Source organism: Flavobacterium hibernum (genome assembly GCF_000832125.1).
Classification (GTDB): domain Bacteria; phylum Bacteroidota; class Bacteroidia; order Flavobacteriales; family Flavobacteriaceae; genus Flavobacterium; species Flavobacterium hibernum.
The window spans coordinates 38,728-63,235 of sequence record NZ_JPRK01000022.1 but is presented as its reverse complement, the minus strand read 5'-3'; the positions used below and the strand labels follow the sequence as shown (position 1 = coordinate 63,235).

Sequence of the window (24,508 nt, the reverse complement as noted above, 5' to 3'; positions counted from 1 at the left end):
GAGAAAGCTAAAGCTAAAAAAATAGCCAAGAAAAAAGCAAAGTCTCAGAAAAAATCTAAGGCTAAAAAGAAAAAATAATATTTAAGAAAGGTTTGACTTCAAAAAGTTGAACCTTTTTTTTTGCCTCTAAATTTATCATCTAGTTTGTCATTTCGAGGAACGAGAAATCGAACTAGAAATTATACAAAAAAGATTAACAATCTCTGTCGTTTTGCGAGTGTGATTTCTCGTTCCTCGAAATGACAAGATTGAAATTACCCCCCAATCGCAATCATGCTACGATTATCAAAATGCAATACAGGATCATCCATTTCTTCAATAGAAACCATTCCTGCTCTAACTTTCTTTTTATTTAGAATAGCGTCAGAAATTAAGTTCGTAATCGATTCACCACTTCTTAAAGGGGTTAGCAAATCTGTTTCGGAATTAGAGAAGAGGCAATTTTTAATTTTACCGTTTGCCGTCAAGCGGATTCTGTTGCAACTGTCACAAAACGGATTAGTTATGGAACTTATGATTCCAAAATCGCCTTGAAAATCTTTTATTTTATAATTTCTGGAAGTGAAATTTTTTTCGTCTTCCAATTTTACAATTTCATTTTCAGCAAAGTTATTCTCGACAAGAGACAAAATCTCGCTTTGAGAAACCATCTTACTTCTGTCCCACTCGTTACCGGCAAAAGGCATAAACTCAATAAAACGAACTGAAATTGGAAGAAACTGCGTAAGTTTTACAAAATCGATAATTTCGTTATCATTAAAACCTTTCATTAAAACGACATTTACTTTTACCTGAAAATCATTATTTAAAAGCAAATGCAAATTATCAATTACTTTCTCAAACTGATTACGAAGCGTTATAGTGTGAAATTTAGACGAAACCAAGGTATCTAAACTCAAATTGATTTTTTTGATTTTAAATTGCTTTAAAACATCAATATATCGGTCAATTAAAATTCCGTTTGTCGTTATAGAAAGTGATATATCTAACTGCGATAATTTAGAGACTATCTCTGGAAAATCTTTTCTTAAAAGCGGTTCTCCACCCGTTAATCTTATTTTATCAACACCATTTTTTACGAAAGTTTGGGCAATAGAAAAAATCTCATCAGCCGTCATCAAATTGGCTTTTGGAGAAAGCGCTATTCCGTCAGCCGGCATGCAGTACGTGCAACGCAGATTGCATTTTTCCAGCAGCGAAATGCGCAAATAATTGTGTTTGCGCCCAAAGCCATCCGTTAAAATAGTATTAGAGACTGTCATGATTTTTCCCTTTTAAAATATGAAAAACGTGCATCACATGCGGAAAAACAGCGTCCATAGATTCTTTAACTCCATTTGTTGAACCTGGCAAAGCCAAAACTAAACTTTTACCCAAAGTTCCTGCCACACTTCTGGAAAGCATCGCATAAGGCATTCTTTGTTGTCCGTAACTACGAATTGCTTCTTCAATTCCCGGAATTCTGCTTTCTAAAATTGGCGAGAGCGCTTCCGGAGTTACATCTCTTGGAGACAATCCAGTTCCGCCAGTAAAAATCACCAACTGATGTTCTTCTGCGAAAGCTTTTGTTTTTTCCTGAATAACATCAAACTCGTCTGGAATAATTTCGTAATGGGAAGTTTCGACTCCATAAGAATCTAATTTCTCTACAATTGCTTTTCCGGAACGATCTTCTTTGTCGCCCGCAAAAATCGAATCAGAACAAACAAAAACTGCTGCTTTTATAGCGTTTGGAAATTTATTTTTGAAAGAAGATTTTCCACCTTCTTTGTTTATTAATTTAATAGTCGAAATTTCGATTTCCTTATCAATTGGTTTCAGCATATCGTACATTGTCAATGCTACAATCGATGCGCCATGCATGGCTTCAACCTCAACTCCGGTTTTGTAAACGGTTTTTACATTAAAAATAATATGAATCTCTAAACCTTCAATTTTATATGCTACAGATGTAAATTCAATAGGAATGGGATGACAATCCGGAATTGATAAATGGGTGTTTTTCACCGCAAATAATCCTGCCGTTTTTGCCATTTCCAATACATTTCCTTTCGGCACAAGATTATTGACAACTGCATCAATTGTTTCTTGTTTACTAACTTTTACAATTGCAGTTGCAGTAGCTTTTCTTAATGTGCTTATTTTATGCGTAATATCTACCATTTTATTTTCTTAGGTATTTTGTTTCCAAGTGAATGTATCGTTTTCAAATATCTCTTTACCAAAAATCGGTACATCGGTTTTTATCCAGTTTACAATCGCTTCAGTCGCTTCATAAACTTGTTTGCGTCGTGTTGCCGAAACAAAAACGAACAAGCAAATTTCACCTGCTTTTACAACACCTAAACTATGATAAATATGCATACAGGTTAAGTCGAATTTGGCAAACGCTTTTTCACGAATTGCATGCAAGGCTTCGTTTGCCATATCGGTGTAAGCCGAATAGTCTATTGCTACGACTGTATTGTCATGAATAACATCGGCACGAACTTGTCCTAAAAAAATATTATGCGCCCCAATCGTATGTTTTGACTGATGTTTCGCAATCGACTCAGCGATAAATTCAGAAGCTATTGGCCCTTCTACAAATACATTTTTACTCATTTTTTATGTTTTTTTGACTACAGTTTTTTGCCACAGATTACAAAGGTTAAAAGGATTTTTTTTGCCACGAATTACGCTAATTTTCACAAATTAAAATCATAGTAAAGAAAATTACCTCAAGATTGTCATTTCGACGGAGGAGAAATCACACTCGTTGATCTACATAGCTTAGCAATTTTCTTTATGGAGTTTCTAGTGTGATTTCTCCTCCGTCGAAATGACAGACTAGACAAATCAATAAGTAACTACGGCTATACGCTTATTTCCTTTTTTAATAATTGTTTCATTGCCAAAACTCCACCAACAATACTTTTTACGTCTTTAAATTGATGCCTTTGAAGCGATTCAACTGCAATTTTACTTCGAATTCCAGATTGACAGAAAATGTAAATTACTTGGTTTTTATCCAGTTTTTCAATTTCGTTTTCTAAATTCACTAACGGAATCTGAATTTGATTTTTTAAATCGATTTTTGGCAATTCGTCGTTATTTCTAACGTCTAGAAACAAAACTTCATCATTGTTTATTTCATCCAAAATTGATTCAAAATTTATTTCTTCAACTTCAGATTTATTATATTTTTCGTCGAAAGTTTCTTTATTTAATAAGTGAAAATCGCTTTTATCAAAATCATATTTTTGTTGTTCGTTGTTCAAAATATTATACACTAATATTTTACCGCTAAGAACTTCTCCAATTCCAAGAATCATTTTCAGCACTTCGTTTGCCTGAAACATTCCTATAATTCCAACCGAAATTCCAATTACGCCAGCATCTTCACAGTTTAAAGCGTTGTTATTTTGATCTGGATATATACATCTGTAAGTTGGTCCGTTTTGATAATTAAAAACCGAGACTTGTCCCTGAAATCTAAAAATTGATCCGTAAACCATTGGTTTATTCGTTACCAAACAAGCATCGTTTATTATATATTTAATCGAAATATTATCTGTTGCATCAACAATAATATCATAATTCTCGAATAACGAAACGGCATTTTTTCTGGATAATTTCTCAGCAAATACATTGACTTTTACCAACGGATTCAATTCGGAAATCATCAATTTAGCTTCTTGAACTTTAGCTTTCCCAACGGCCGATGTTTTATAAATTACTTGTCTTTGCAGATTAGAAATTTCAATAACATCATGATCAATAATTCCAATTTCGCCAACTCCTGCCGATGCTAAATAAGGTAAAATTGCGGCAGCCAAACCTCCGGCACCAACAACCAAAACTTTAGCTTTTGATAGTTTGTACTGACCTTCTTCTCCTATTTCAGGCAGAATCGTTTGTCTGTTATATCGTTTTGCTGCATCCATATTTTACCCTCCTGCAAATGGTGGCAATAAAGCCACAACATCGCTTGTCTGCAAAGTATAATTTGTTGTTTTTGAAACTATTTTTTGGTTTATGGCGATGCTAAAAGTAAGCGATTCAAATTGGTATTTTTCGTTTAAATCCTGCAATAGCTTTTGCAGTGATAATTCAGAAAAAGACATTTTTTCGAACTCACATTTTGTCCTTTCGGCAATGGCTCCAAAATATTTAACCTCGATCATTTTTATAAATTTAAATTCTGAAAAATGAATTCATCTTCAAAGTGTTCCTGAAAATACGAAATCCAGCTTGAAGTATTTCTAACTACTTCGCCAATCACAATAATAGCAGGCGATGATATATTTTTTTCCAACACTAATTTAGTAATTGTATTAATAGTTCCAATCACTTTTTGTTCGGAATTTTTTGTTCCGTTTTGAATAATAGCGATTGGTAAATCGTCATTTCGGTTTTCCTGATAAATAGCAATTATTTCATTTAATTTATGCATTCCCATCAAAATAACAACTGTTGCGGCAGATTTTGAGGCCAAATGAATATCTTTTGACAATTTATGATCTGAGGTTGTTCCTGTAATGACCCAAAAACTTTCGGCAACTTTTCTTTGTGTTAAACTAATCCCAACCGAAGCAGGAACCCCCAAAGCCGATGAAATTCCGGGAACAATAGCTGTTTCAATTCCAAATTCTTCTGCAAACTCGATTTCTTCACTTCCTCTTCCAAAAACAAACGGATCACCGCCTTTTAAACGTACTACATGTCCGTGACTTTTTGCCATCGAAACAATCAAATCGTTAATCTGATCTTGCGTGTAAGCATGACAACCCAAGCGTTTTCCAACAAAAACTATTTCTGCATTTGATGCATATTCTAATAATTCTTCGTTGACCAAAGCATCATACAATACCACATCTGCACTTTTTAAAGCTTTTATAGCTTTCATCGTAATTAATTCAACATCACCAGGACCTGCGCCTACAATTGTTAATTTGGGTGTTTTAGAGTTTCGCATAACTTTTAACTTAAATTGATATTCAGGTCGTTTAATTCGTCGGCCGAATTAATATTGGTTAAATGAAAGTTTTCACTTTCTTCAATTTTAATGATTTGATGCGGAACATTGGCAATCAAATTCATCATTTTTAAATCATTGTTATCAATTGCGCTTTTGATAACAGGCAATACTTTTTTAGAATAAATTCCAATTAATGGATGCATTCTGCTTTCTGAAGCAAAAATGGTAATTTCAGCTTCTTCATTATGTTTTGATATTAATTCTGATAGTAATCCTGTCGAAATTAATGGAATATCACAACTCAAAATCAAATTAAATTGGTTTTCAGAATATGTTAATGCTGTAAAAATTCCGCCCAAAGGTCCTTTATCTAAAACAATATCCGGTATTTTTTCATACGGCAGATAATCGTATTCTTTTGTTGCCGTAATTAATTTTATATTTTCTGTTATTGGCAAAATTGCCTTTATAATATGTTCTATAAATGGTTTTTCCTGAAACAGCACTAATCCTTTCTCTGATTGCATTCGAGAACTTTTTCCGCCACAAAGAATAAATACTGTTAGTGTTTCCATGACTTTTTGTTTCAGGTTTCAGGTTGAAATGAAAAAAAATATTACCGCAAAGTGCGCAAAGTTTTTTTATTCATTCTTCTCTTTAAAATTAAGTCCGCAAAGCTGAATAAATAAAAAGCTTCATGAACTTTACTTTGTTATTTTTATAAAACGCCATATTTTCTATTATTAAACATAGCTATGTGTTTTAATTTATATACTGCATTTTATCATTTATCCTCTAAATTCTTTTTTTGTATTCTAAAATCTATTTTGTTAATCGATTGGCAATAACTTAACGAGTCCTCCTTTTTTGAGCATTTCTACATCATGAGGAACTATTAATAAACAGTTGGCTATCGCAAACGTATTTAACATTGCTGAGCTTTGACTGTCTAAAATTGTAACGTGGGTTTCATCATACAACGCTTTTAAAAACAATGTTTTTCCGCTTGTATTTGTAAATCCTGAATTTAATTTCCGAACTAGTTTTGGTAAGTGAGTATCAGAAAATCCCATTCTATTTTTAATAGCTGGATAGACATACACATAAAAATTAGTTAGAGACGAAGCTGGATTTCCGGGTAAGGCAAAAACTAATGTTTCATTTTTTGCACCAAAAAACATTGGTTTCCCAGGTTTTTGATTGATTTTATAAAAGAGTTCTTCTACTCCATTTTCTAGTAATGCTTCCTTTACAAAATCGTAATCACCAACAGAAATTCCACCAGAAATTAAAACAATATCATTTTCTTTTAAAATTTCTTTTAAAGCTTTTTTTGTTGCTTTAAGATTGTCTTTTACTTTATGAACTTTCGTTTTTTTGATCCCAATAGTTTCAAGTGCTGCTTGCAACATTATAGAGTTGCTCTCGTAAATTTTCCCTTTAGGAAGCTTTTTACCGGGTTTTACCAATTCGTTTCCTGTTACTAAAATGGCAACTTTTGGCTTTTTAAAAACTTCAATTTCTGTAATTCCTAAACAGGCCAAAAAACCTATTGCCGCAGGTGTAATTAAAGTATTGGCCTCAAAAGCAACATCTTCGGGACCAATTTGTTCTCCTTTATTTCGAACGTTAGCAAATTGCGCAGGCATTCTGGTAATCAAAATTGACTTTTCGTTTGCCATTACATGTTCCTGCATTACAACTGTATCTGCATTATGAGGAACAAACGCACCTGTAAAAATACGCACAGCTTCGTTTTCGTTCAGTTTTATATTTGAATGATCTCCGGCTTGCGAAATATCTACAACATCATATTGGTGTCTTTCACTATGAATAAAAGCGTAACCATCCATTGCTGACTGGCGAAAAGGCGGCATTGCTATCGGAGAATAAACCGTTTCTGCTAAAATATAACCTAGCGCTTTATGCACTTGTATTTTTTGAATGGGCATTTTAGTGCTATTCTCTGCACTAATTGATAAGGCTTCGTCAACTTGGATCATGGTTGCTATTTTATATAAGAGAAAATACTTATCACAAATATAAGTATTAATACTTAGTTTAGGTTATTAAAAATCTAAAAAATTAAAAGAATATAAATTTAGGCTTAATTCTTTAATTACTTCCCCAAATAACGGTTAAATAGCTTTTACAATTGATATTAGTGAATATTATAAAATTTATAAGTTATTTCTTTTTGAAATTTCCACTTGGTAGATAATACAGCCAAGCAAAACCAATTAAAAATAAAACTGCCGATGCTATAAACGCGGGCAACAATATTTCTTTATTATTGTCTAATGCATTATTTAGTGAGGCATATAACAACCAAATCTGGATACTAACGTTTAGAATTAAAATAAAAATAAGTGTCGAAAGTATGTTGTTCAACTTATTGGGATTGGCTCGATTCTGGCTTCTTCTAAAAGTACTCATAGCAATTGATTTTAAGTTTATTCTAGCTTTCTTTATTTTCTACTACTGCTTTTACGTAAACGGCATTTTCTTTAAAAAAAACTTCTAATTGTGGCAAAGCTCTTGGCGGCGGTCCTGCAATTACATCGCCTGTCATTGCATCAAACGATCCTTCGTGACACGGGCAATGAATAATTCCTGTTCCGGGTTTGTAAAATACGGAACAGGAAAGATGGGTACATTTTTGCTCATAAGCTCTAAAATCTCCACTTTCAAGATGTATTAAAATATAAGGAATTGTACTTCCTTCAATTACAAAACCTCTTGTTCCGCCCACAGGAACTTCGTCTTTATTACAAATAAAATGTTCTCCCTGAACACCTTCTTTTGGTAAAAAATATGCTTTTGCAGCAACAAAACCACTTCCAACCATTAATCCGCCAGAAACAAAAGTCAAGAATTTGGCAAAATCACGACGGCTTACATGTGTTGATTCTTGTTTTTTTATTGGAAAATCTTTTTTCCAGTTTTCATTTAAATTATCTTCTTTTGACATGGATTCGGATTTAATATATTCTTAATTCATTACTGCCTTTTGGCATCATAATATTAACTTTGGTGTTCACTACTTCTTTACCAAAAATGAACGTATTTATTGGTGTACTATTTGGTCTCATTTCTTCGATTTGCTCTCTTGTTCCATAAAACAATGCTCCACTTGGACAAACTGTTGCGCACATTGGTTTTTTACCCACGCTAGTTCTGTCGTAGCACATGGTACATTTCATCATTAAATCGTATTCTTCCATTTTTTTAGGTACTCCAAACGGACATGCCATTACGCAGTTTGAACATCCAATGCATCTTTCTGTATTTGCGGTGTGAACAACTCCAAATTCATCTTGTGAAATGGCATCGGCAGGACATACGTTTGCACAAACTGGATCTTCGCAATGCATACAAACTTGTACGGTTGTTTGAATTGTTGATGAACGCTCAACATAGTTTACGCTTATCAATGATTCTTGTCCATTGGTTTCACATTCTGCACACGCCATCTCGCACGCTTTACAGCCAATGCAACGTTGCAGATCTACAAAAAACTCTTCATTTCTATTAAAATTAGTCAAATTCATAGTGTCATTTTTTATAGATTATAAACTTGCATAAGCATCTGATTCTTTCGATGGTGGCGCTATTTTTCCTTGTGGGTCTAATAAACAGGCACAAACTTTAAACTCGGGTATTTTAGAAATTGGATCTAAAGTTCCGGGTGTTAATTGGTTTGCCGATTTGGCTCCGGGCCAATGGTACGGTATAAAAACGGTATCTTTTCTAATGGTTTCAACAATATTCGCCGGAAATATTCCTTCTCCTCTTCGGGTTGCAACTCGAACTAATTCACGTTGTTTAATTCCGTATTTAGCTGCTAATTCCGGATGAATTTCGACCATTGGTTCAGGAAACTGATCGACCAATTTACCTATTCTTCGTGTTTGAGTTCCGCTTAAATATTGTGAAACAACACGCCCAGTTGTTAATGTTATTGGGTATTCATCATCGGTAACTTCTCCCGGTAATTTGTATGGAGCGGGATTAAAATGTGCTTTTCCATCTGGGGTTTTAAATTTTTTATCTTCCCATAATCTTGGTGTTCCCGGATGATCGTCTGTTGGACATGGCCAAAAAACACCCATATTGTCTTCTACTTTTTTGTATGATATTCCAAAATAATCTGCTGTTCCTCCTTTAGAAGCTACACGCAATTCATTAAAAATAGCTTCACTATTTTCGTAGGTAAATTTATCTTCTTCGCCTAATCTTTTAGCCAATTCTAAAAAGATAGAAGTATCAGTTCTGGCTTCTCCCGGAGGCGTAACTGCCTGTCTAATTCTAATAACGCGACCTTCTGCCGAAGTTGTTGTTCCTTCTTCTTCTTCTTGTAAAGAACCTGCTAAAACAATATCGGCATGGCGAGCAGTTTCATTCAAAAAGAAATCGATACAAACGTAGAATTCTAACTTTTCGAGCGCTGATCTAACATAATTGTTATTTGGTAGTGAAACCAGCGGATTGAAACAAATGGAAATCAATCCTTTGATCTCTCCGCTATGAATGGCTTCTATAATTTCATAAGCTGTAAGTCCTTTTCCGGGCATATCTTTTTCGTCGATTCCCCACACTTCAGATATGTACTTTCTATGCTCAGGATTTTCAATATCACGATTTCCGGGTAATTGATCACATTTATGTCCGTGCTCTCTTCCTCCTTGACCGTTTCCTTGACCGGTAATGGTTCCGTATCCACAATATGGTCTACCAATTCTTCCTGTTGCCAGAACTAAATTTATACATCCTAATACATTATCAACTCCTTTAGAGTGATGTTCAATTCCACGCGCATGTAATAAGAAGCTTGTTTTGGCTTTGCCCCATAACTCTGCGGCAGCTTTAATTTTATTTTTATCGATTCCTGTAATTTCTTCTGCCCATTCTAAAGTATAATCTTTTACGGCATCGATTGTTTCCTGAAATCCTGATGTATAATTATCGATAAAATCATGATCTAACATATTGTTATCCACCAAATATTTTAGCATTGCGCCATATAAAGCAGAATCTGTTCCGGGTTTTACATCTAGATGAATATCGGCTGTTCTTGCAAGCGGAATCATTCTAGGATCAATCACAATAAGTTTTGCGCCACGATCTCTAGCTTTCCAAATCCAATGGGTCAAGGTTGGAAAAGTTTCGCTAATATTTGCTCCCGCAACTATAATTACTTCGGCATATTCCAGATCCGAATAATTGTTTGAGGCGCGGTCTAATCCAAAAGCTTTTTTATTTCCAGCTCCTGCACTTACCATGCAAAGTCTTCCGTTATAATCTAAATTTCTGGTTTTTAATGCTACACGCGCAAATTTCCCAACGAGATAACTTTTTTCATTGGTAAGCGATACGCCTGATAACATTGAAAAAGCATGTTTACCGTATTTTTCCTGAATTCTTTTTATTTCAGAAACCGTTTTATCCATTGCATCATCCCAAGAAACTTTTTCGAAGCCTTTTCCTTCTACTCTTTGTATAGGATGCAAAAGTCTGTCTAGATGATTATTTTGTAAATAACGCTGAACTCCTTTTGGACATAAGCGTCCTTCGTTAAAAGGAAATTCCATCCAAGGCTCAAAACCTACTACTTTATTTTCTTTTACTAATAACTGAATACCACATTGCATTCCGCAAAAACAACAGTGCGTTTTTACTACTTCATCTGGTTCATCTCTACCTTCGTAACCGTCTTTTGGAGCATAATTTAAATGCGGTCCAAAATCTTCAATAATTTTTTCAGTTGATACGGGTAATTTTGCCATCTTTTTTTTTGTTTTTTTTGTTTCAGGTTTAAAGTTTCAAGTTTCAAGTTGCTATATATTGTTTGTAAACTAAATTCTACACAAAGTGTGAACCTGAAACTTGAAACAAAAGAAACCTGAAACCATATTTTTATCCAAATAAGCTTCCACCGCTTTCTAATCTTGCTTTTAAGTGTGCTTGAGCCAAACGAGATCTTTTTCCTTCGGGGCTTAAATCTAAATGTGAAGTTCCGTCTTCGTGGGTAAAGTCAAATCCTAATTGTTTGGTTACAATTTTTAAATCCTCAATATGAAGTTTTGTTGCAAATTCTTCTCCTGTATGCGGACAAACTGCCATACCTTTTTTAATTCCTTCTTGCTTGTAAATATGGGCTCCAATTTGTGCGGGACGCTGTATAATGTGAAAGAATTTTCCAAACGGTATCCATATTAAAAACATAATAACTGTGACGGCATGAATAACAGCCAAGAAATCATACGCAAATCCTTTCATAAACTGATAGGAATAGGTTAGACATAATCCTGTAACCGAAATTGCAATTAATAGAATAAGTGGCAATAAATCACCTTCAAAAGATTGTGTTGCAATTAATCCCGGATTTGTTAATCTTCTTCTCAAATAATAAACTGATCCAAAAATTACTAACCAAGACGACCAGTTTAAAGCATGGAAAATTAAAAATGCAAGAAATGATCCTATGGTAAAATCCATCATTTTAAATCCAAAAAAATGAGCTTCATACACCGAAATTGAATTTGGCGCCAATGTAAAATGAATCCATCCAAATGTTAGCGGAATTGTAATTGCAAATGCTGACATACATCCTAATGCAATACAAAAGTGGGCTGCCCAACGATATTTACTTCTGGGATAAATGAATTTTTGAACTACAATATTTTCTACAGATTCTTTTCCTAAAAACCATAAGTGAGAGAATATCTTTCCGGTAAATAAAAATCGAAGGCTTCGTTTAAAATACATCCATGTTGGTGGTCGCTGCAACCAAACGGTATAGCGATATACGATTCCAAAAAAAGCAAATATGGTTCCAAATAAGTAAGTTACAAGTGCTGCATCAAAATTTTGCAACTGTCTCGAGCCGTAAAAAACTAACACTATTGTTAATGCAGATACTGCTGTTGCAACAAGTAAAGCTTTGGTATTAAACGTTTTATTTTTCATCCTTAATTAAAATTTAATGATTACTTTTTAACTTGGTTTCTCACAACCTTTACGATTATAGAACCACCAATTGATACCTGTAGCTAATATAGTAAAAATAGCAACGCCAATAAAGAACTGATTTACAGTACCATTAGCAGAAAGATTATTTCCAATTAATTTAGAAAAAATAAATGGTCCAAACGCTGCAATTGCTGCTGTCCAACCAATAACTCCGGCAGCCTGACGCTGATTTTCGGCAAAAATAATTGGGTATTGTCTAAATGTTCCTGCATTTCCAATTCCTGTAAAAAAGAACATTCCTAAAATCACCGCTACAAATAGTGGAAATTGCTCCATACTTATTGGCGCAACTAATCCTTGCGTTACCAAGATTATTGCTCCTGCTAAAATTCCTAAACCGGTAATTGTGGTAAGGATTGCTCCTCCTACTTTATCTGCTACAAATCCAAATGCGATTCTACTTGCAGACCCAATTAACGGACCGTAAAAAGCATACACTAAAGGATCTGGTGCATTAGGAAAATCTCCGTATAAGAACTTAATCATTAGAGGAAATGCTGCTGACAAACCTGCAAATGTTCCAAAAGTCATTACATAAGTTATCGTACAATACCAAGTATGTTTATTAGAAAAAATATCCATTTGCTCTTTAATCGAAGCTTTCATCGGAATACTTCTTAGATAGAACCAACTTATAATGGATAATAGTATTAGGAAAGGTGCATACCAGAACGCAGCGGACTGTAAATAAATTTCGGTGTTTTTGACCGCTGTATTTTTAGGGCTGATTTCATTTAATATTTTCTCAGCCATTTTTGGATTTGCATTTGCAATAGCTTTTGCTTTAGCCTTTACTGGTAATGATGCGAAAAGAATTACTTTATCTTCTGATTTGATTGATGCGCTTACAGAATCAGTAATAGTTTTCTTTACATTGGTCAATATTCTAGCTTGTACCTCTGGATCTAATGATGCAAAAACCTCTTTTTGTTTTTCGATGCTAGCATTCTGAAAAACAACTATTGCTTCTTTATGATCAATACTCGTAAAATCTGATGCAGCACCATAAATGCTAACGCTTATAATAAGTGGCGTAACAAATTGTGCTACCGAAACTCCAAAATTTCCTATTCCCGCTTGTATTCCAAGGGCTGTACCTTTTAATCTTTTCGGAAAAAATAAACTTGTACTTGGCATATAAGAAGAAAAATCACCTCCACCAAAACCTGTAGTAAAAGCTAAAACTGCAAATACCCAAAATGGAGTGTTTATGTCCATAACTGCAAAACCAATCCCAATTACGGGAATTAATTTAATAAGTGTTGCAATCGACACTACGTGCCTTGTTCCAAATATTGGTAATATAAAAGTGTGAATAATTCTTAAAAATCCGGCTGCAAGTCCAGGAATAGCAGTTAGCCAAAAAAGTTGATCTTTAGTAAAACGAAAACCTAATCCCGGTAATTTTACTGCAATAACACTCATCATAAACCATGACGCAAATGATAGTATTAAAGTAAGTGTTGTTATTGTTAATGTTCTCCATGCAATTTTACTTCCGGTAGAACTCCAAAATGCTTCATCTTCGGGGTCCCATTTGTCTAACCAAGTTTTCATATAATGTTTTGTTTAATTTCTAATTTGTTTAATTATGAGATTCTATATCTCTAGTGAAATTTGGCAATTTCGTTCTGGTTGCATTTATGATTGTTCGATGCATCCAAAGCATGCAAAGAATCGATACTACAAAAATGAATATCCATGAGCTAGTCCAAAGTCCAGTGTAATTAAGGAGATAACCAAAAATTATTGGTCCAAAAAATCCACCTAGTCCACCAATCAAACCAACCATTCCACCAACAACACCAACCTCATTAGGGAAATATTCTGGAATGTGTTTATAAACTGCTGCTTTACCAATTCCCCACGAAATACCAATAAGAATAACCAAAACAAGGTAAACCCACAGATTTGCACTGAATTTGATTTGAGTTACGCCTTGAGCTAATAGTTCTTTCTTTTTTACTTCCTGATTTTGTTTTACTACAATTTCCTGCCAAGATTTTTTTACCGGGAAAATTGCGGTTTCATGATCTTCTGAAGTTTCTTTTTTAATGATTTTATGTTCTTTACCATTTACGACTATTGCATCGGCAGAAATTTCGGTAACCACACCATTTGTACTCGATAAAACTCCGGGACCTGCTGTAAAAATTTCCATTTTTGGGAACATTAGTAAAAAACTAATTACTATTGAGGAACCTAATACCCAATACATTACTTTTCTAGCACCAAATTTATCTGATAGATATCCTCCAAAAGCTCTAATAATTCCAGATGGTAAACTAAACATAGTGGCAAACATTCCACCCATTACTAATGAAGTATGATAAACATTCATAAAGTTAGGAAGTAGCCATTGCGAATAGGCAACAAAAAAACCGAAGACTAAAAAGTAGTATGCTCCAAAACGCCAAACACGAATATTTTTAAGCGGAGACATTAATTCGCCCATTGTTTTTGAAACTCCGGGATTGGTTTTATTTTTAGCAAAAACAATAAAAAGGATTCCAATAATTACCAATACAGATGCATAAATAACCGGTAGCATTTTCCATCCATTTAGAGGATCTTTTTCTGATAAATTATTTAATAAAGTTGGTGCAATAAAAGTAGTAATAGCTGCACCGGCATTTCCCATTCCGAAAATACCCAAAGCTCTACCCTGCCAATTTTTTGGATACCAAATCGATGTATATCCAATTCCAACAGCAAAACTTGTCCCAACTAATCCGAAGAAAAAACTTAAAACTGCAAAACTCCAGAACGAGCTTGCAAATGGCAACAGAAAGAGTGGAATCGAACAAAGTAACAGTAAAATTGAAAACACAATTTTTCCGCCATATTTATCTGTTAAAATACCAATGGGAAGTCGAAATACTGAACCTGACAAAATAGGAATTCCTAATAACCAACCAGTTTCTACAACCGTCCAATTAAAAATTCCCTTATCTACAAGGTACGTGACTAAAACACCGTTTAGTGTCCAGCACGCAAAACAAATTGTAAATGCTAATGTGTTTAGAAATAAGATTTTGTGAGATTGAGATAGACTACTCATATAAAAAAATATTAAAATATTTAATTTTAAATCATTAATGAGTACTGACTTCCTCAATTAAAAACAAAATTAAATTGTTAGATTCTTACAAAAAATGATATATATCATATTAAAGGGCATTCTTATCTTTAAATAAAAAAACACCTAAAAATCAACTTAATAAAATCAAAAAAGCAATATATTTTTTACTCTCAGAAGGCTTTAACAGAACAATATTGTAAGAATAACTCTAACTTAAAAAAAAAACAAAAAATCCTTTATTCTACTGCTATCATTAATCAATATTTTCTATATGAGTCTTGTATTAAAACTTTAACTGACTAAAAGTAAGAAAAAAAACAACACATAAACAACTAACTATCAATATTATAAACTTAAATTCTAAAAACATTTACTATTAATTTCTTACGAAGTAACAATTTTACAAGTATCTTTTGTTATCATTAATTTCTTATAAAACATAAAACAAAAGATATGCTTCACTCCTTTTGAAAAATACATTTAAATTGAAAAAACGAGTTTGCCAGACGTTTTTTGTCTTTTTAAAAAGATGCTAATTGTTTAAAAATTAGAAAATTAAGTATAAAATACTACATTTTAATTGGTTGTAAAATATATTTTTCAACGAGCTCTTAATTAATAATAACCAATACAAAACACTGAAAAACAACAACTTAACCCAAATAATATATTTTATAAATTACTTATTTTAAGAACCTTTTGAAAAAAGTTAAACAAATTTTTGGTTTTTATTATATTAAAATTAACTTTGTCTATAGGATTAGTAGAGTATAAAAATATTTAAAACCATAAAGAATATATATTTTGAAAACAACCGAAAGCATATCGTATTACATTCCTTCTAAAAAATATACTTATAACACTTTTTGTTATATGTGCTTCTGTTGCTAAACCTCAGCAATTTTTTCGTTTACATTCGATTCTTCTTTTACATCGAATCGATCTAAAAAACGAATTTCAAAAAATAACCACACTATCTAATTATTGAAAATTACAAAAGTCTGTTTGATACATTAATTTGTATCAAAAGGATTGCTGAGATATAGCTATCAATTAAAAAAAAAATGACTAATAACTAAAACAAAATCAAAATGAAAAAGATGCAGAGTTGTTGTTGCTGTAAATAAAAAAAGCCATTTCTGCGGCAACAGAAATGGCGAGGCTTAAAGAAACATTTATCACTAAATCAAGGAAACTATTAGAGAGTTGAAAATTCAACTTTCAAGGCGCCTTGTTAATTACTTAAACCAGTACAAAGAAATGAAAAAAAATTTAAAAACATACTCATTACTATTTCTCCTGCTACTCACGGCCGGAATAAATGCCCAAAACACCACTCCCCTTATACAGTCTAAACTAGACGGAACTGTAGTCGATGATATTACAAATCAACCCATTATAGGAGCATCTGTTGTTATTAAAGGTACTACACACGGAGTTCAAACAGATGCCGAAGGAAAATTTTATTTTCAAACCGGTCAAAAATTTCCTTACACATTAATAGTAAGTTATATAGGTTATAAAAAAGCGGAAGTCATTGTAAACAAAAATCCTGTGACAATCAATTTAAAAGAAGAACGTCAGGAATTAGACGAATTGGTTGTTGTTGGGTACGGTTCTCAAAAGAGAAAAGACATTACAGGCTCTGTAGCTTCTGTCCCAAAAGCCAATTTAGCACAAGTAACCTCCTCTGCAGATAATTTATTAAGAGGTGCAATTCCGGGTGTGGTAGTTACACAAAGTTCTGGTCGTCCCGGAGCATCTTCGAGTGTTCGAATTAGAGGAGGAAACTCTATCACAGCAGGTAATGAACCCCTTTATGTTGTTGATGGTATTTTAATTTATAATGATAATAATAACAGTACCGCCGGAGTTTCATTTGCTGGTGCAACGGTTAACGTTTTATCTACTATTAACCCAGGCGATATCGAATCTATCGAAGTTCTAAAAGATGCCTCTGCAACTGCTATTTACGGATCTCGTGGTGCAAATGGTGTGGTTATTATCACAACTAAAAAAGGAATTAAAGGACAAGATAATATTTCGTATCAAGGATATTTTGGATTCCAAGATGTTTCTAAGAAATTAAATTTAATGAATGCTAGTCAATGGGCAAGTTTGCGTAACGATGTTCAGGCAAGTATTGGTCAGGCACCATCTTTTACTGCAGCTCAAATTGAAGCTTTTAAAACATCCGGAAGTTACGATTGGCAAGATGCACTTTTTAGGACTGCAGCTCCTGTGCAAAATCATCAATTATCGTTTTCTGGTGGAGATGAGCGTTCTCGTTACGCAATTTCAGCAGGTTATTTTCAGCAAGACGGAATTATAATTGCCTCAGATTTTAAAAGAATTTCACTTCGTGCTAATTACGAAAGAAACTACTCTGCAAATTTTAAATTTGGCGTAAATGCAAATTATAGTAATTCAGTTGCAAATGGCGTGGGAACAAATGGCGGTGCTGCTGCAGGAAGATCTCCTAGCCCATTGGTAGTCGCATTGTATCAGCCGCCTGTAGTTCCTATTAAAAATGCTGACGGAAGTTATAATTTAACCAATAATCCTTATGCAACGGCAGTTAACGGTATCATTCCAAACCCAATAAACGATTTGGTAAGTACTACCAATGAAACGAAAATTAACAGAATCCTGACTAGTTTATTTGGTGAATATAAAATTACCAAAAAACTTACCGCTAAAGTCGCAGTTAGTGGAGACGTAATTAATACCAAACAAAATTACTACGCGCCGGCAACTACAACTACAGGAGCAGGAACAAAAGGTTTAGCATCTGTTGGAGATCGAATTGTAAGCTCAGTATTAAATGAAAATACATTGAATTACAACACAAATTTTGGCGAAAATCATAAATTCTCAGCCTTAGGAGGATATACACTTCAATACACTCAAGGTGAAGTTGTCAATGCAGGAGCGCAAACTTTTGTAAACGATGCCAATACTTATAATGCGTTGCAGGATGGAGTTCCGGTAAAACCATATAGCGATGCTTTTGAAAGTGTACTTAAATCTTGGTTGGCTAGAGTAAATTATTCTTATAAAGGAAAATATAACTTTACATTATCAGCACGTGCCGATGGTTCGTCAAGATTTGGATCAGAATCGCTTTGGGGATATTTTCCATCGGCAGGATTTTCTTGGAATATTACCGATGAAGATTTCGCAAAAAACATAAAAGGTGTTACCGAAGCTAAACTTAGAATTACAGCAGGAACAACCGGAAATCAGGAAATTGGAAATTATCTTTCTCTAGCTTCTATGGGTTCTGTAAATTATGCTTTTGGAGGAACTTTAGCAACTGGTCTAGCTCCTACCCGATTGGCAAATCCAGACTTAAAATGGGAAAAAACAAATCAATATAACGTAGGTTTAGATTTGTCATTATTAGACCGAAAAATCAATTTTGTGTTTGATGTTTATTACAAAAAAACAAACGATTTATTGATTAATGTACCAATTCCGCTTACATCAGGATATGCCACTGTACTTCAAAATATTGGTGGTGTTGAGAACAAAGGTGTTGAGATTGGTTTGATTACTGAAAATGTAAAAACAGAAAATTTCTCATGGAATTCGAACTTCGTTTTCTCTGCCAATAAAAACAAAGTTGTATCGATAGGAAATGGTGTCGATCAGTTTTTCCCTGTAGTTCCAAACGGTTCATTACTACAGCAACAACCAGTTACAGTAAAAGTTGGATTGCCTCTTGGAACTTTCTGGGGATATCGTACAAACGGAATTTTTCAGACTCAAGAAGAAGTGAATACCCAACCAAAAATAAACAGTTTAGCCAATACAAAAATTGGAGACAGAAGATATGTTGATACAAACGGAGATGGCGTAATTACAGCTCTTGACAAAGGAAACTTAGGAAGCTCGCAACCTAAATTTGTGGGAAGTTTTAGCAATACAGTTTCTTACCGTGATTTTGATCTTAATTTTTCTTTTCAAGGATCTTACGGCGGAAAAATATTCAATGCTTTAAACCAACAATTAGAGATTTCTACTTTAGGAACAAATGCAAATGTAACTCTTGTAGATCGTTGGACTCCAACAAATCCAAGTAACGAAATTCCAAGAGCAACAAGTTCTCCGCTTGGTATTGTTTCGGAACGATATGTAGAAGATGCTTCTTTCCTGAGATTAAAGTTAATTACACTTGGATATACTTTACCTAAAAGCCTTTCGCAAAGACTTGGAGCAAAGAGCGTAAAATTTTATGTCTCTGCCGAGAACTTAATTACATGGACAAAATACACTGGTTATGATCCAGAAGTAAGTTCATACGAGCAAAACAATTTATACCCGGGAATTGACTTTGGTTCTTATCCAAACTCTAAAACATTCATTTCTGGACTGAACGTAACTTTCTAAGTAAAAAAAATATACACAATGAAAAAGATTATTATAACATTACTATTAAGTGCCGGTTTATTTGGATCGTGCGCAGATCTGGAGGTAACACCAACCTCTTTTGTAACCGAAGACAATTACTTTAAAACCCAAGACGATGCCATTGCAAGTGTAACAGCTGTATATGCTTCATTAAGTCTGGATCCGGGCGAACAAAGTTTATTTGGTCGAAATCTATATTTCTTAACAGATATGGCAAGTGATTATGCTGCTGCAGGAGTTTCGGCAACAAATCCGCAAGTAAGAGCCTTGAGTAGTTTAACCCACGATGCAACATCAGATCGTGTTCAGGTAGCTTGGCGTCAAATTTATGCTGGAATCAACAGAGCAAATGTTTCAATAGACAATATTCCAAAAGTTGCTGGTACAGATGCTGTTAAAAACAGATTGATTCTTGAAGCAAAATTCATTAGAGGATTATTATACTTTCAGGCAGTGCGTCTTTGGGGTGGAGTTCCAATTGTTTTGCACGAACCAACTTCTATACAATTAGAAAGTTTAAAATCAAGAAGAGAAACTGTAGAAGCAGTTTATGCTCAAATCATTTCTGATTTAAAAGATGCCGAAGCTTTGCCAGCAACATATCCTGCAACAGATGCCGGACGTGCTACATCTGGAGCTGCAAAAGCAATTTTGGCAAAAGTATATTTGACGAGAAAAGATTATCCAAATGCAATATTAAAAACCAGAGAAGTAATTAATGGTGGTTACGGATATGCTCTTTTTGAAAGTTTTGCCGATATCTTCAACAAAACTAAAAAGAACGGAAAAGAACACATTTTCTCTGTTCAGTTTGAGCCAAATCAAGCTGGAAACGGATCTAGCGGAAGCACTTTTCAAGCCACATCTTTTACAGGATTTACAGCGACAGAACCAGCAGATATTATCTCAGACGTAGCATTGTTTTATGATATTTATGCTCCTGGCGATACCAGAAGAGATGTGAGTTATGCCAAAACATTACCAATTCCGGGAACAGCAAACATCTATACTTTTCCAAAACCAATTTTCAAAAAATATCTGGACTTAACCAATTTAGCAACTCCTGCAAACGTTGCCATAAACTTTCCAATTATTCGCTACGCAGATATTCTTTTGTCACTGGCAGAGGCAATAAACGAACAAGGCGCACCAACTCCCGAAGCTTATGAATTAATCAACCAAGTAAGAAGAAGAGCTTTTGGAAAACCAATTACAACGCCAGACGCAACGGTAGATTTGTCAGGACTAACACAAGTAACTTTTAGAGCCGCCATTCAGGAAGAACGTAAAAAAGAATTTGTTCAGGAAGGCCAACGCTGGTTTGATTTAGTTCGTTGGGGAACTCTAGTTACCGAAGTAAAAAAAGTAACCGCAAAAAACTCAGTTTCAGAACGTAATAATCTATATCCAATTCCGCAAAGCGAAAGAAATATTGATCCAGTAGGTTTACCACAAAACCCTGGATACTAACAACCAACTATAAAAACTAATACATTATGAAAAAATTTCAATACAACAGTTTTATCAAAAGCCCACAAAAAGGGCTTTTGATTACCGCATTACTAATTGCTCAGTTTGGTTTTGCACAAGAAAAACCTGAAGAGTTTAAAGGCGTTATTGGTAAAACTTTAGCCGATTCTAAAGAATATTGGCCAGAACCGGTAAAAGCTCCCGCAGGCGCACCAAACGTTATTTGGATATTATTGGATGATGTTGGATTTGGAGCTTCGAGCGCTTTTGGCGGATTAATCGAAACACCAACTTTTGATGCTTTGGCTAATAATGGTTTACGTTACACCAACTTTCATACAACAGCCATTTGCGCGCCAACACGTGCGGCATTATTAACCGGAAGAAATTCTGGAAGAGTGCACGTAAGCGGATTTTCGCACACTATTTTATCTGCAGGATTTCCGGGTTGGGACGGAAAAATCCCATCTGATAAAGGAACAATTGCAGAGATTCTGCGCGAAAACGGATACAACACTTTTGCCGTTGGTAAATATGGCGTAACTCCAGACGAAGACGCTACAGATGCCGGACCTTTTGACAGATGGCCAACAGGAAAAGGTTTCGATCATTTCTTCGGTTTCCTTGGTTCTCAAACAGATCAATACAATCCAGATTTAGTCGAAGATCAAGTGCATATTACGCCAGATGGACGTCATTTAAGTGAGTTGATTACTGATAAAGCCATTAGCTACATCCAAAAACAACAAAAAGCAGCACCAGGAAAACCGTTCTTTTTATACTACGCACCCGGAGCAGCACACGCGCCACACCAAGTAGCGAAAAAATGGAGCGATCCGTACAAAGGAAAATTTGACGATGGTTGGGATGCTTACCGCGAAAAAGTAATTGCTAACCAAAAGAAATTAGGTGTAATTCCTGCCAATGCAGTATTGCCAGAACGTAATCCGCTTATTACAGACTGGAAAAAACTAACCCCGGATCAAAAGAAAGTTTATGCTCGATTTATGGAAGTTTACGCCGGATTCCTAACCTATACAGATTACGAAGTAGGAAGAGTTGTCAATTATTTAAAAGAAACAAATCAGCTTGATAATACCGTGATTTTTGTAGCCATTGGCGATAACGGAGCGAGTAAAGAAGGAACTACGGAAGGAACGATCAATCAAAGTTTATTTTCTCAAGGAACATCTGACGAGAAAAATCTGAAGAAAAACTTAGCTAATATCGACGAAATTGGTACAGCAAAAGGATTAAATACAAATTATCCTTTAGGATGGGCACAAGCAACAAACGTTCCTTTTAAAAACTGGAAACAAGATGCACAATCTGAAGGTGGGACACACAATCCGTTAATTGTTTTTTATCCAAAAGGAATCAAAGACAAAGGCGGAATCAGAAATCAATACAGCCACGTAACAGATTTATTGCCAACGACATTGGATATTGCAGGAATTAAAGCTCCGGAATATATCAAAAATGTAAAACAAGATATTATTCAGGGATCATCTTTGTATGCTTCATTGAACAATGCTAAAGCAGAATCATTACACAAAATTCAATACTACTACATTTTTGGAAACAGAGCAATTTACAAAGATGGATGGAAAGCCGGAGCTGCACATTTGCCAGATTCATTTGCAGTTAAAAAAGCATTTGGTAAAAACGAAAAACCTGCCGAAAGCAATTTTGACAACGATGTTTGGGAATTGTACAACTTAAACGAAGATTTTAACGAACGTAACAATCTTGCAAAAAAGTATCCTGAAAAATTAGCTGAACTTAAAAAGTTGTTTGATGAACAGGCCAAAGAAAACAATGTTTATCCGCTAATTGACTGGCAAGATGTATACAACAGAAGAATACACAATACCGGAACAGACAAAGGCAAAACGCTACAAGATTTAGTAAAACAAGTTACAAAACCAGGAAGTGCTACAACTACTTCTGGAAGTAGCAATTAAATATTGATTTCCTTAACCTGCAAGGTCTTTTTCTGACCTTGTAGGTTTTAAATTATTTTCGAAAAAATCAAGACTGATTTTGAAGATCAACTAATAATGCATGCAAGGTTTGAAAAAACTTGCAGAATAACTAAAAAAAGCAAATTATGGCAGCAACAAAACCACTTATCAAAAACGGCATTTTTGCCTTAGTTCTTGTAGTAATTGCGGTAAGCTTTTATTACTTAACCGTATGGATAACTCCCTATTATGTGCAAAATAAATTTGCCGAAAAAAGTCTGGGATTAGTAAATACTCCCCGATTTGGAGATCAGCCAAATGCAGAAAACAGCAGAGTAATTCCACTTCCAAATCCTGACTTTTTGTATTCCACAATCAATTATGATTTAAAAGATAATATCCTAAAAATTTCAGGAATAGTTCCAGATTCAACCTATTGGTCAATCTCGGCTTATCAACAAAATACCACTAATTATTTTGTGGAAAACGAAGAAAAAGTAAAATCAAAATTTGAATATTATCTCGCTCCTGAAGGAAGTACAAACGAAGTTTTGAAAAATATTCCAAAAGAGAAAATTATCTATAGTCCAACAACAAAAGGATTGATACTGTTTCGCTATTTAGTTTCAAAAGCCTATCCGGTAGCGAAACTTGCAGAATTACAACATGGAGTTACAGTAGAAAAATTAGGAAAGTAAAGTTTTTTCTAAAAGTTTGTCATTTCGACCGAAGGGAGAAATCACACAAGTAGCTCGACAATAATTGGTTTAGCCCCGATAGAAGTGGAAATCCTTTTGTTCCGGGGTTCGGAACAAAAGATTGAAACGGATAGCGGGATTAGCTCCTGAAAAAAAATGTACATATCAACACAAAATCAATAAAAATGGCTTTAAATCAAAAGATAAAAAAGATAGGCCTTGGAGTGGCATTGATCATTCTGGCAATAGTTTTCGGAAGTGCCGTTGGTGTTTATAATATCAAATCCGGAAAAAGTGATTCGCAACGCAGTATTGGCAATTGGCAAACAGTTGATAAAGATAAAGACCTTAGCTCTGCCGATTTACTTACCATTGCACAAGTAGCAGTTTATGGGCCATATGCCTTAACCAAAAAAGAAGTTATTTACTTAAGTACAAGTACTGACAGCGAAGGAAATGAATTAGACCCAAAATCAGATTATACCATTAGCGGAAAAAAATTAGACGCCAAATATTGGAGTATTACGGCCTATGACGAAAATGGATTCCTGATAAAAAACCCAATCAATAAATACAGTTATAATCTGGAAGATGTAAAATACGAAGCCGATAGCACTTCTTATAAAATCAATCTTTCTGGAACTGAGAAAACAGAAAACTGGCTGCCTATCAACGACGTTAAAAAAATAAGTCTAATTATTCGATTGTATTTACCATCAGAAAAACTTAGAGACAATTTAACTGTTGAAACGCTTCCAACCATTCAAAAAATAAAATAAGCATTATAATAAACTTTTGGACAACGATTAAATAAAATTCTACTAAATCCATATAATTAGAATTATTTAATTTGAAATTTATGATTTTCAGAACATTCCAAAAGAATAGA

20 protein-coding genes are annotated in these 24,508 nt (G+C 34.2%); 5 read left to right on the top strand and 15 right to left on the bottom strand.

All coding sequences use genetic code 11. The annotated features are described in order from the left end of the window. Positions 1–254: 254 nt before the first annotated feature. The 15 genes from moaA to IW18_RS20730 form a co-directional block, all read right to left on the bottom strand. On the bottom strand, positions 255–1,262 hold the full coding sequence (moaA, locus tag IW18_RS20795) for a GTP 3',8-cyclase MoaA (protein WP_041520124.1): 1,008 nt from the start codon (positions 1,260–1,262) through the stop codon (positions 255–257). After that, the gene (moaCB, locus tag IW18_RS20790; RefSeq protein ID WP_041520123.1) at positions 1,249–2,163 is read right to left on the bottom strand and encodes a bifunctional molybdenum cofactor biosynthesis protein MoaC/MoaB; all 915 of its coding nucleotides are present in this window, start codon (positions 2,161–2,163) and stop codon (positions 1,249–1,251) included. Before moaCB ends, moaA begins: the two co-directional genes overlap by 14 nt. Before the next feature lie 9 nt (positions 2,164–2,172). After that, a complete protein-coding gene (locus tag IW18_RS20785; RefSeq protein WP_041520122.1) occupies positions 2,173–2,604 on the bottom strand; it encodes a molybdenum cofactor biosynthesis protein MoaE in 432 nt (143 codons plus the stop codon). Positions 2,605–2,855: 251 nt separating this feature from the next. Then, positions 2,856–3,926, bottom strand: coding sequence for a HesA/MoeB/ThiF family protein (gene moeB, locus IW18_RS20780; protein ID WP_041520121.1), 1,071 nt, complete (start codon positions 3,924–3,926; stop codon positions 2,856–2,858). Positions 3,927–3,929: 3 nt separating this feature from the next. Further along, on the bottom strand, positions 3,930–4,166 hold the full coding sequence (locus IW18_RS20775; protein WP_041520120.1) for a MoaD/ThiS family protein: 237 nt from the start codon (positions 4,164–4,166) through the stop codon (positions 3,930–3,932). Between the two features lie 2 nt (positions 4,167–4,168). Further along, entirely contained in the window at positions 4,169–4,957 is a 789-nt protein-coding gene (gene cobA, locus IW18_RS20770) for a uroporphyrinogen-III C-methyltransferase (protein WP_041520119.1), read from the bottom strand. A gap of 5 nt (positions 4,958–4,962) precedes the next feature. Continuing rightward, positions 4,963–5,535, bottom strand: coding sequence for a molybdenum cofactor guanylyltransferase (locus IW18_RS20765; RefSeq protein WP_041520118.1), 573 nt, complete (start codon positions 5,533–5,535; stop codon positions 4,963–4,965). A 255-nt stretch (positions 5,536–5,790) separates the two neighbouring features. After that, a complete protein-coding gene (locus IW18_RS20760; RefSeq protein WP_041520117.1) occupies positions 5,791–6,963 on the bottom strand; it encodes a molybdopterin molybdotransferase MoeA in 1,173 nt (390 codons plus the stop codon). A gap of 184 nt (positions 6,964–7,147) precedes the next feature. Next, positions 7,148–7,396, bottom strand: coding sequence for a DUF6755 family protein (locus IW18_RS23010; RefSeq protein ID WP_084608006.1), 249 nt, complete (start codon positions 7,394–7,396; stop codon positions 7,148–7,150). A gap of 22 nt (positions 7,397–7,418) precedes the next feature. Then, positions 7,419–7,931, bottom strand: coding sequence for a QcrA and Rieske domain-containing protein (locus IW18_RS20755; protein ID WP_041520116.1), 513 nt, complete (start codon positions 7,929–7,931; stop codon positions 7,419–7,421). Positions 7,932–7,941: 10 nt separating this feature from the next. Next, positions 7,942–8,511 carry a 4Fe-4S dicluster domain-containing protein gene (locus IW18_RS20750; protein ID WP_041520115.1) on the bottom strand — a complete coding sequence of 190 codons (570 nt, stop codon included), beginning with the start codon at positions 8,509–8,511 and terminating at the stop codon, positions 7,942–7,944. A gap of 18 nt (positions 8,512–8,529) precedes the next feature. After that, positions 8,530–10,746, bottom strand: coding sequence for a molybdopterin oxidoreductase family protein (locus tag IW18_RS20745; RefSeq protein WP_041520114.1), 2,217 nt, complete (start codon positions 10,744–10,746; stop codon positions 8,530–8,532). Between the two features lie 130 nt (positions 10,747–10,876). After that, on the bottom strand, positions 10,877–11,929 hold the full coding sequence (locus IW18_RS20740; RefSeq protein WP_041520113.1) for an MFS transporter: 1,053 nt from the start codon (positions 11,927–11,929) through the stop codon (positions 10,877–10,879). Between the two features lie 27 nt (positions 11,930–11,956). Further along, positions 11,957–13,549, bottom strand: coding sequence for a magnesium transporter MgtE N-terminal domain-containing protein (locus IW18_RS20735; protein WP_041520112.1), 1,593 nt, complete (start codon positions 13,547–13,549; stop codon positions 11,957–11,959). A gap of 28 nt (positions 13,550–13,577) precedes the next feature. Continuing rightward, a complete protein-coding gene (locus IW18_RS20730) occupies positions 13,578–15,053 on the bottom strand; it encodes an MFS transporter (RefSeq protein WP_041520111.1) in 1,476 nt (491 codons plus the stop codon). A 1,281-nt stretch (positions 15,054–16,334) separates the two neighbouring features. Here IW18_RS20730 and IW18_RS20725 point away from each other — a divergent pair. The 5 genes from IW18_RS20725 to IW18_RS20705 all read left to right on the top strand — a co-directional run bounded on the left by IW18_RS20725 (position 16,335) and on the right by IW18_RS20705 (position 24,398). Then, the gene (locus IW18_RS20725) at positions 16,335–19,466 is read left to right on the top strand and encodes a SusC/RagA family TonB-linked outer membrane protein (RefSeq protein ID WP_041520110.1); all 3,132 of its coding nucleotides are present in this window, start codon (positions 16,335–16,337) and stop codon (positions 19,464–19,466) included. 18 nt (positions 19,467–19,484) lie between these two features. After that, positions 19,485–20,957, top strand: a complete 1,473-nt coding sequence (locus IW18_RS20720) for a RagB/SusD family nutrient uptake outer membrane protein (RefSeq protein WP_041520109.1) — start codon at positions 19,485–19,487, stop codon at positions 20,955–20,957. 26 nt (positions 20,958–20,983) lie between these two features. After that, positions 20,984–22,921 (top strand): arylsulfatase, encoded by a 1,938-nt coding sequence (locus IW18_RS20715; protein ID WP_041520108.1) that lies wholly within the window; start codon positions 20,984–20,986, stop codon positions 22,919–22,921. A gap of 146 nt (positions 22,922–23,067) precedes the next feature. Continuing rightward, complete coding sequence (locus IW18_RS20710; RefSeq protein WP_041520107.1) at positions 23,068–23,619, top strand: DUF1254 domain-containing protein; 552 nt, start codon at positions 23,068–23,070, stop codon at positions 23,617–23,619. Positions 23,620–23,804: 185 nt separating this feature from the next. Then, positions 23,805–24,398, top strand: coding sequence for a DUF1214 domain-containing protein (locus IW18_RS20705; RefSeq protein WP_041520106.1), 594 nt, complete (start codon positions 23,805–23,807; stop codon positions 24,396–24,398). The last annotated feature ends 110 nt before the right edge of the window (positions 24,399–24,508 follow it).

Bases quoted from the DNA above. Each gene is read 5' to 3' on its own strand.
- moaA (WP_041520124.1), bottom strand. From the start codon at position 1,262: ATGACAGTCTCTAATACTATTTTAACGGATGGCTTTGGGCGCAAACAC.
- moaCB (WP_041520123.1), bottom strand. From the start codon at position 2,163: ATGGTAGATATTACGCATAAAATAAGCACATTAAGAAAAGCTACTGCA.
- IW18_RS20785 (WP_041520122.1), bottom strand. From the start codon at position 2,604: ATGAGTAAAAATGTATTTGTAGAAGGGCCAATAGCTTCTGAATTTATC.
- moeB (WP_041520121.1), bottom strand. From the start codon at position 3,926: ATGGATGCAGCAAAACGATATAACAGACAAACGATTCTGCCTGAAATA.
- IW18_RS20775 (WP_041520120.1), bottom strand. From the start codon at position 4,166: ATGATCGAGGTTAAATATTTTGGAGCCATTGCCGAAAGGACAAAATGT.
- cobA (WP_041520119.1), bottom strand. From the start codon at position 4,957: ATGCGAAACTCTAAAACACCCAAATTAACAATTGTAGGCGCAGGTCCT.
- IW18_RS20765 (WP_041520118.1), bottom strand. From the start codon at position 5,535: ATGGAAACACTAACAGTATTTATTCTTTGTGGCGGAAAAAGTTCTCGA.
- IW18_RS20760 (WP_041520117.1), bottom strand. From the start codon at position 6,963: ATGATCCAAGTTGACGAAGCCTTATCAATTAGTGCAGAGAATAGCACT.
- IW18_RS23010 (WP_084608006.1), bottom strand. From the start codon at position 7,396: ATGAGTACTTTTAGAAGAAGCCAGAATCGAGCCAATCCCAATAAGTTG.
- IW18_RS20755 (WP_041520116.1), bottom strand. From the start codon at position 7,931: ATGTCAAAAGAAGATAATTTAAATGAAAACTGGAAAAAAGATTTTCCA.
- IW18_RS20750 (WP_041520115.1), bottom strand. From the start codon at position 8,511: ATGAATTTGACTAATTTTAATAGAAATGAAGAGTTTTTTGTAGATCTG.
- IW18_RS20745 (WP_041520114.1), bottom strand. From the start codon at position 10,746: ATGGCAAAATTACCCGTATCAACTGAAAAAATTATTGAAGATTTTGGA.
- IW18_RS20740 (WP_041520113.1), bottom strand. From the start codon at position 11,929: ATGAAAAATAAAACGTTTAATACCAAAGCTTTACTTGTTGCAACAGCA.
- IW18_RS20735 (WP_041520112.1), bottom strand. From the start codon at position 13,549: ATGAAAACTTGGTTAGACAAATGGGACCCCGAAGATGAAGCATTTTGG.
- IW18_RS20730 (WP_041520111.1), bottom strand. From the start codon at position 15,053: ATGAGTAGTCTATCTCAATCTCACAAAATCTTATTTCTAAACACATTA.
- IW18_RS20725 (WP_041520110.1), top strand. From the start codon at position 16,335: ATGAAAAAAAATTTAAAAACATACTCATTACTATTTCTCCTGCTACTC.
- IW18_RS20720 (WP_041520109.1), top strand. From the start codon at position 19,485: ATGAAAAAGATTATTATAACATTACTATTAAGTGCCGGTTTATTTGGA.
- IW18_RS20715 (WP_041520108.1), top strand. From the start codon at position 20,984: ATGAAAAAATTTCAATACAACAGTTTTATCAAAAGCCCACAAAAAGGG.
- IW18_RS20710 (WP_041520107.1), top strand. From the start codon at position 23,068: ATGGCAGCAACAAAACCACTTATCAAAAACGGCATTTTTGCCTTAGTT.
- IW18_RS20705 (WP_041520106.1), top strand. From the start codon at position 23,805: ATGGCTTTAAATCAAAAGATAAAAAAGATAGGCCTTGGAGTGGCATTG.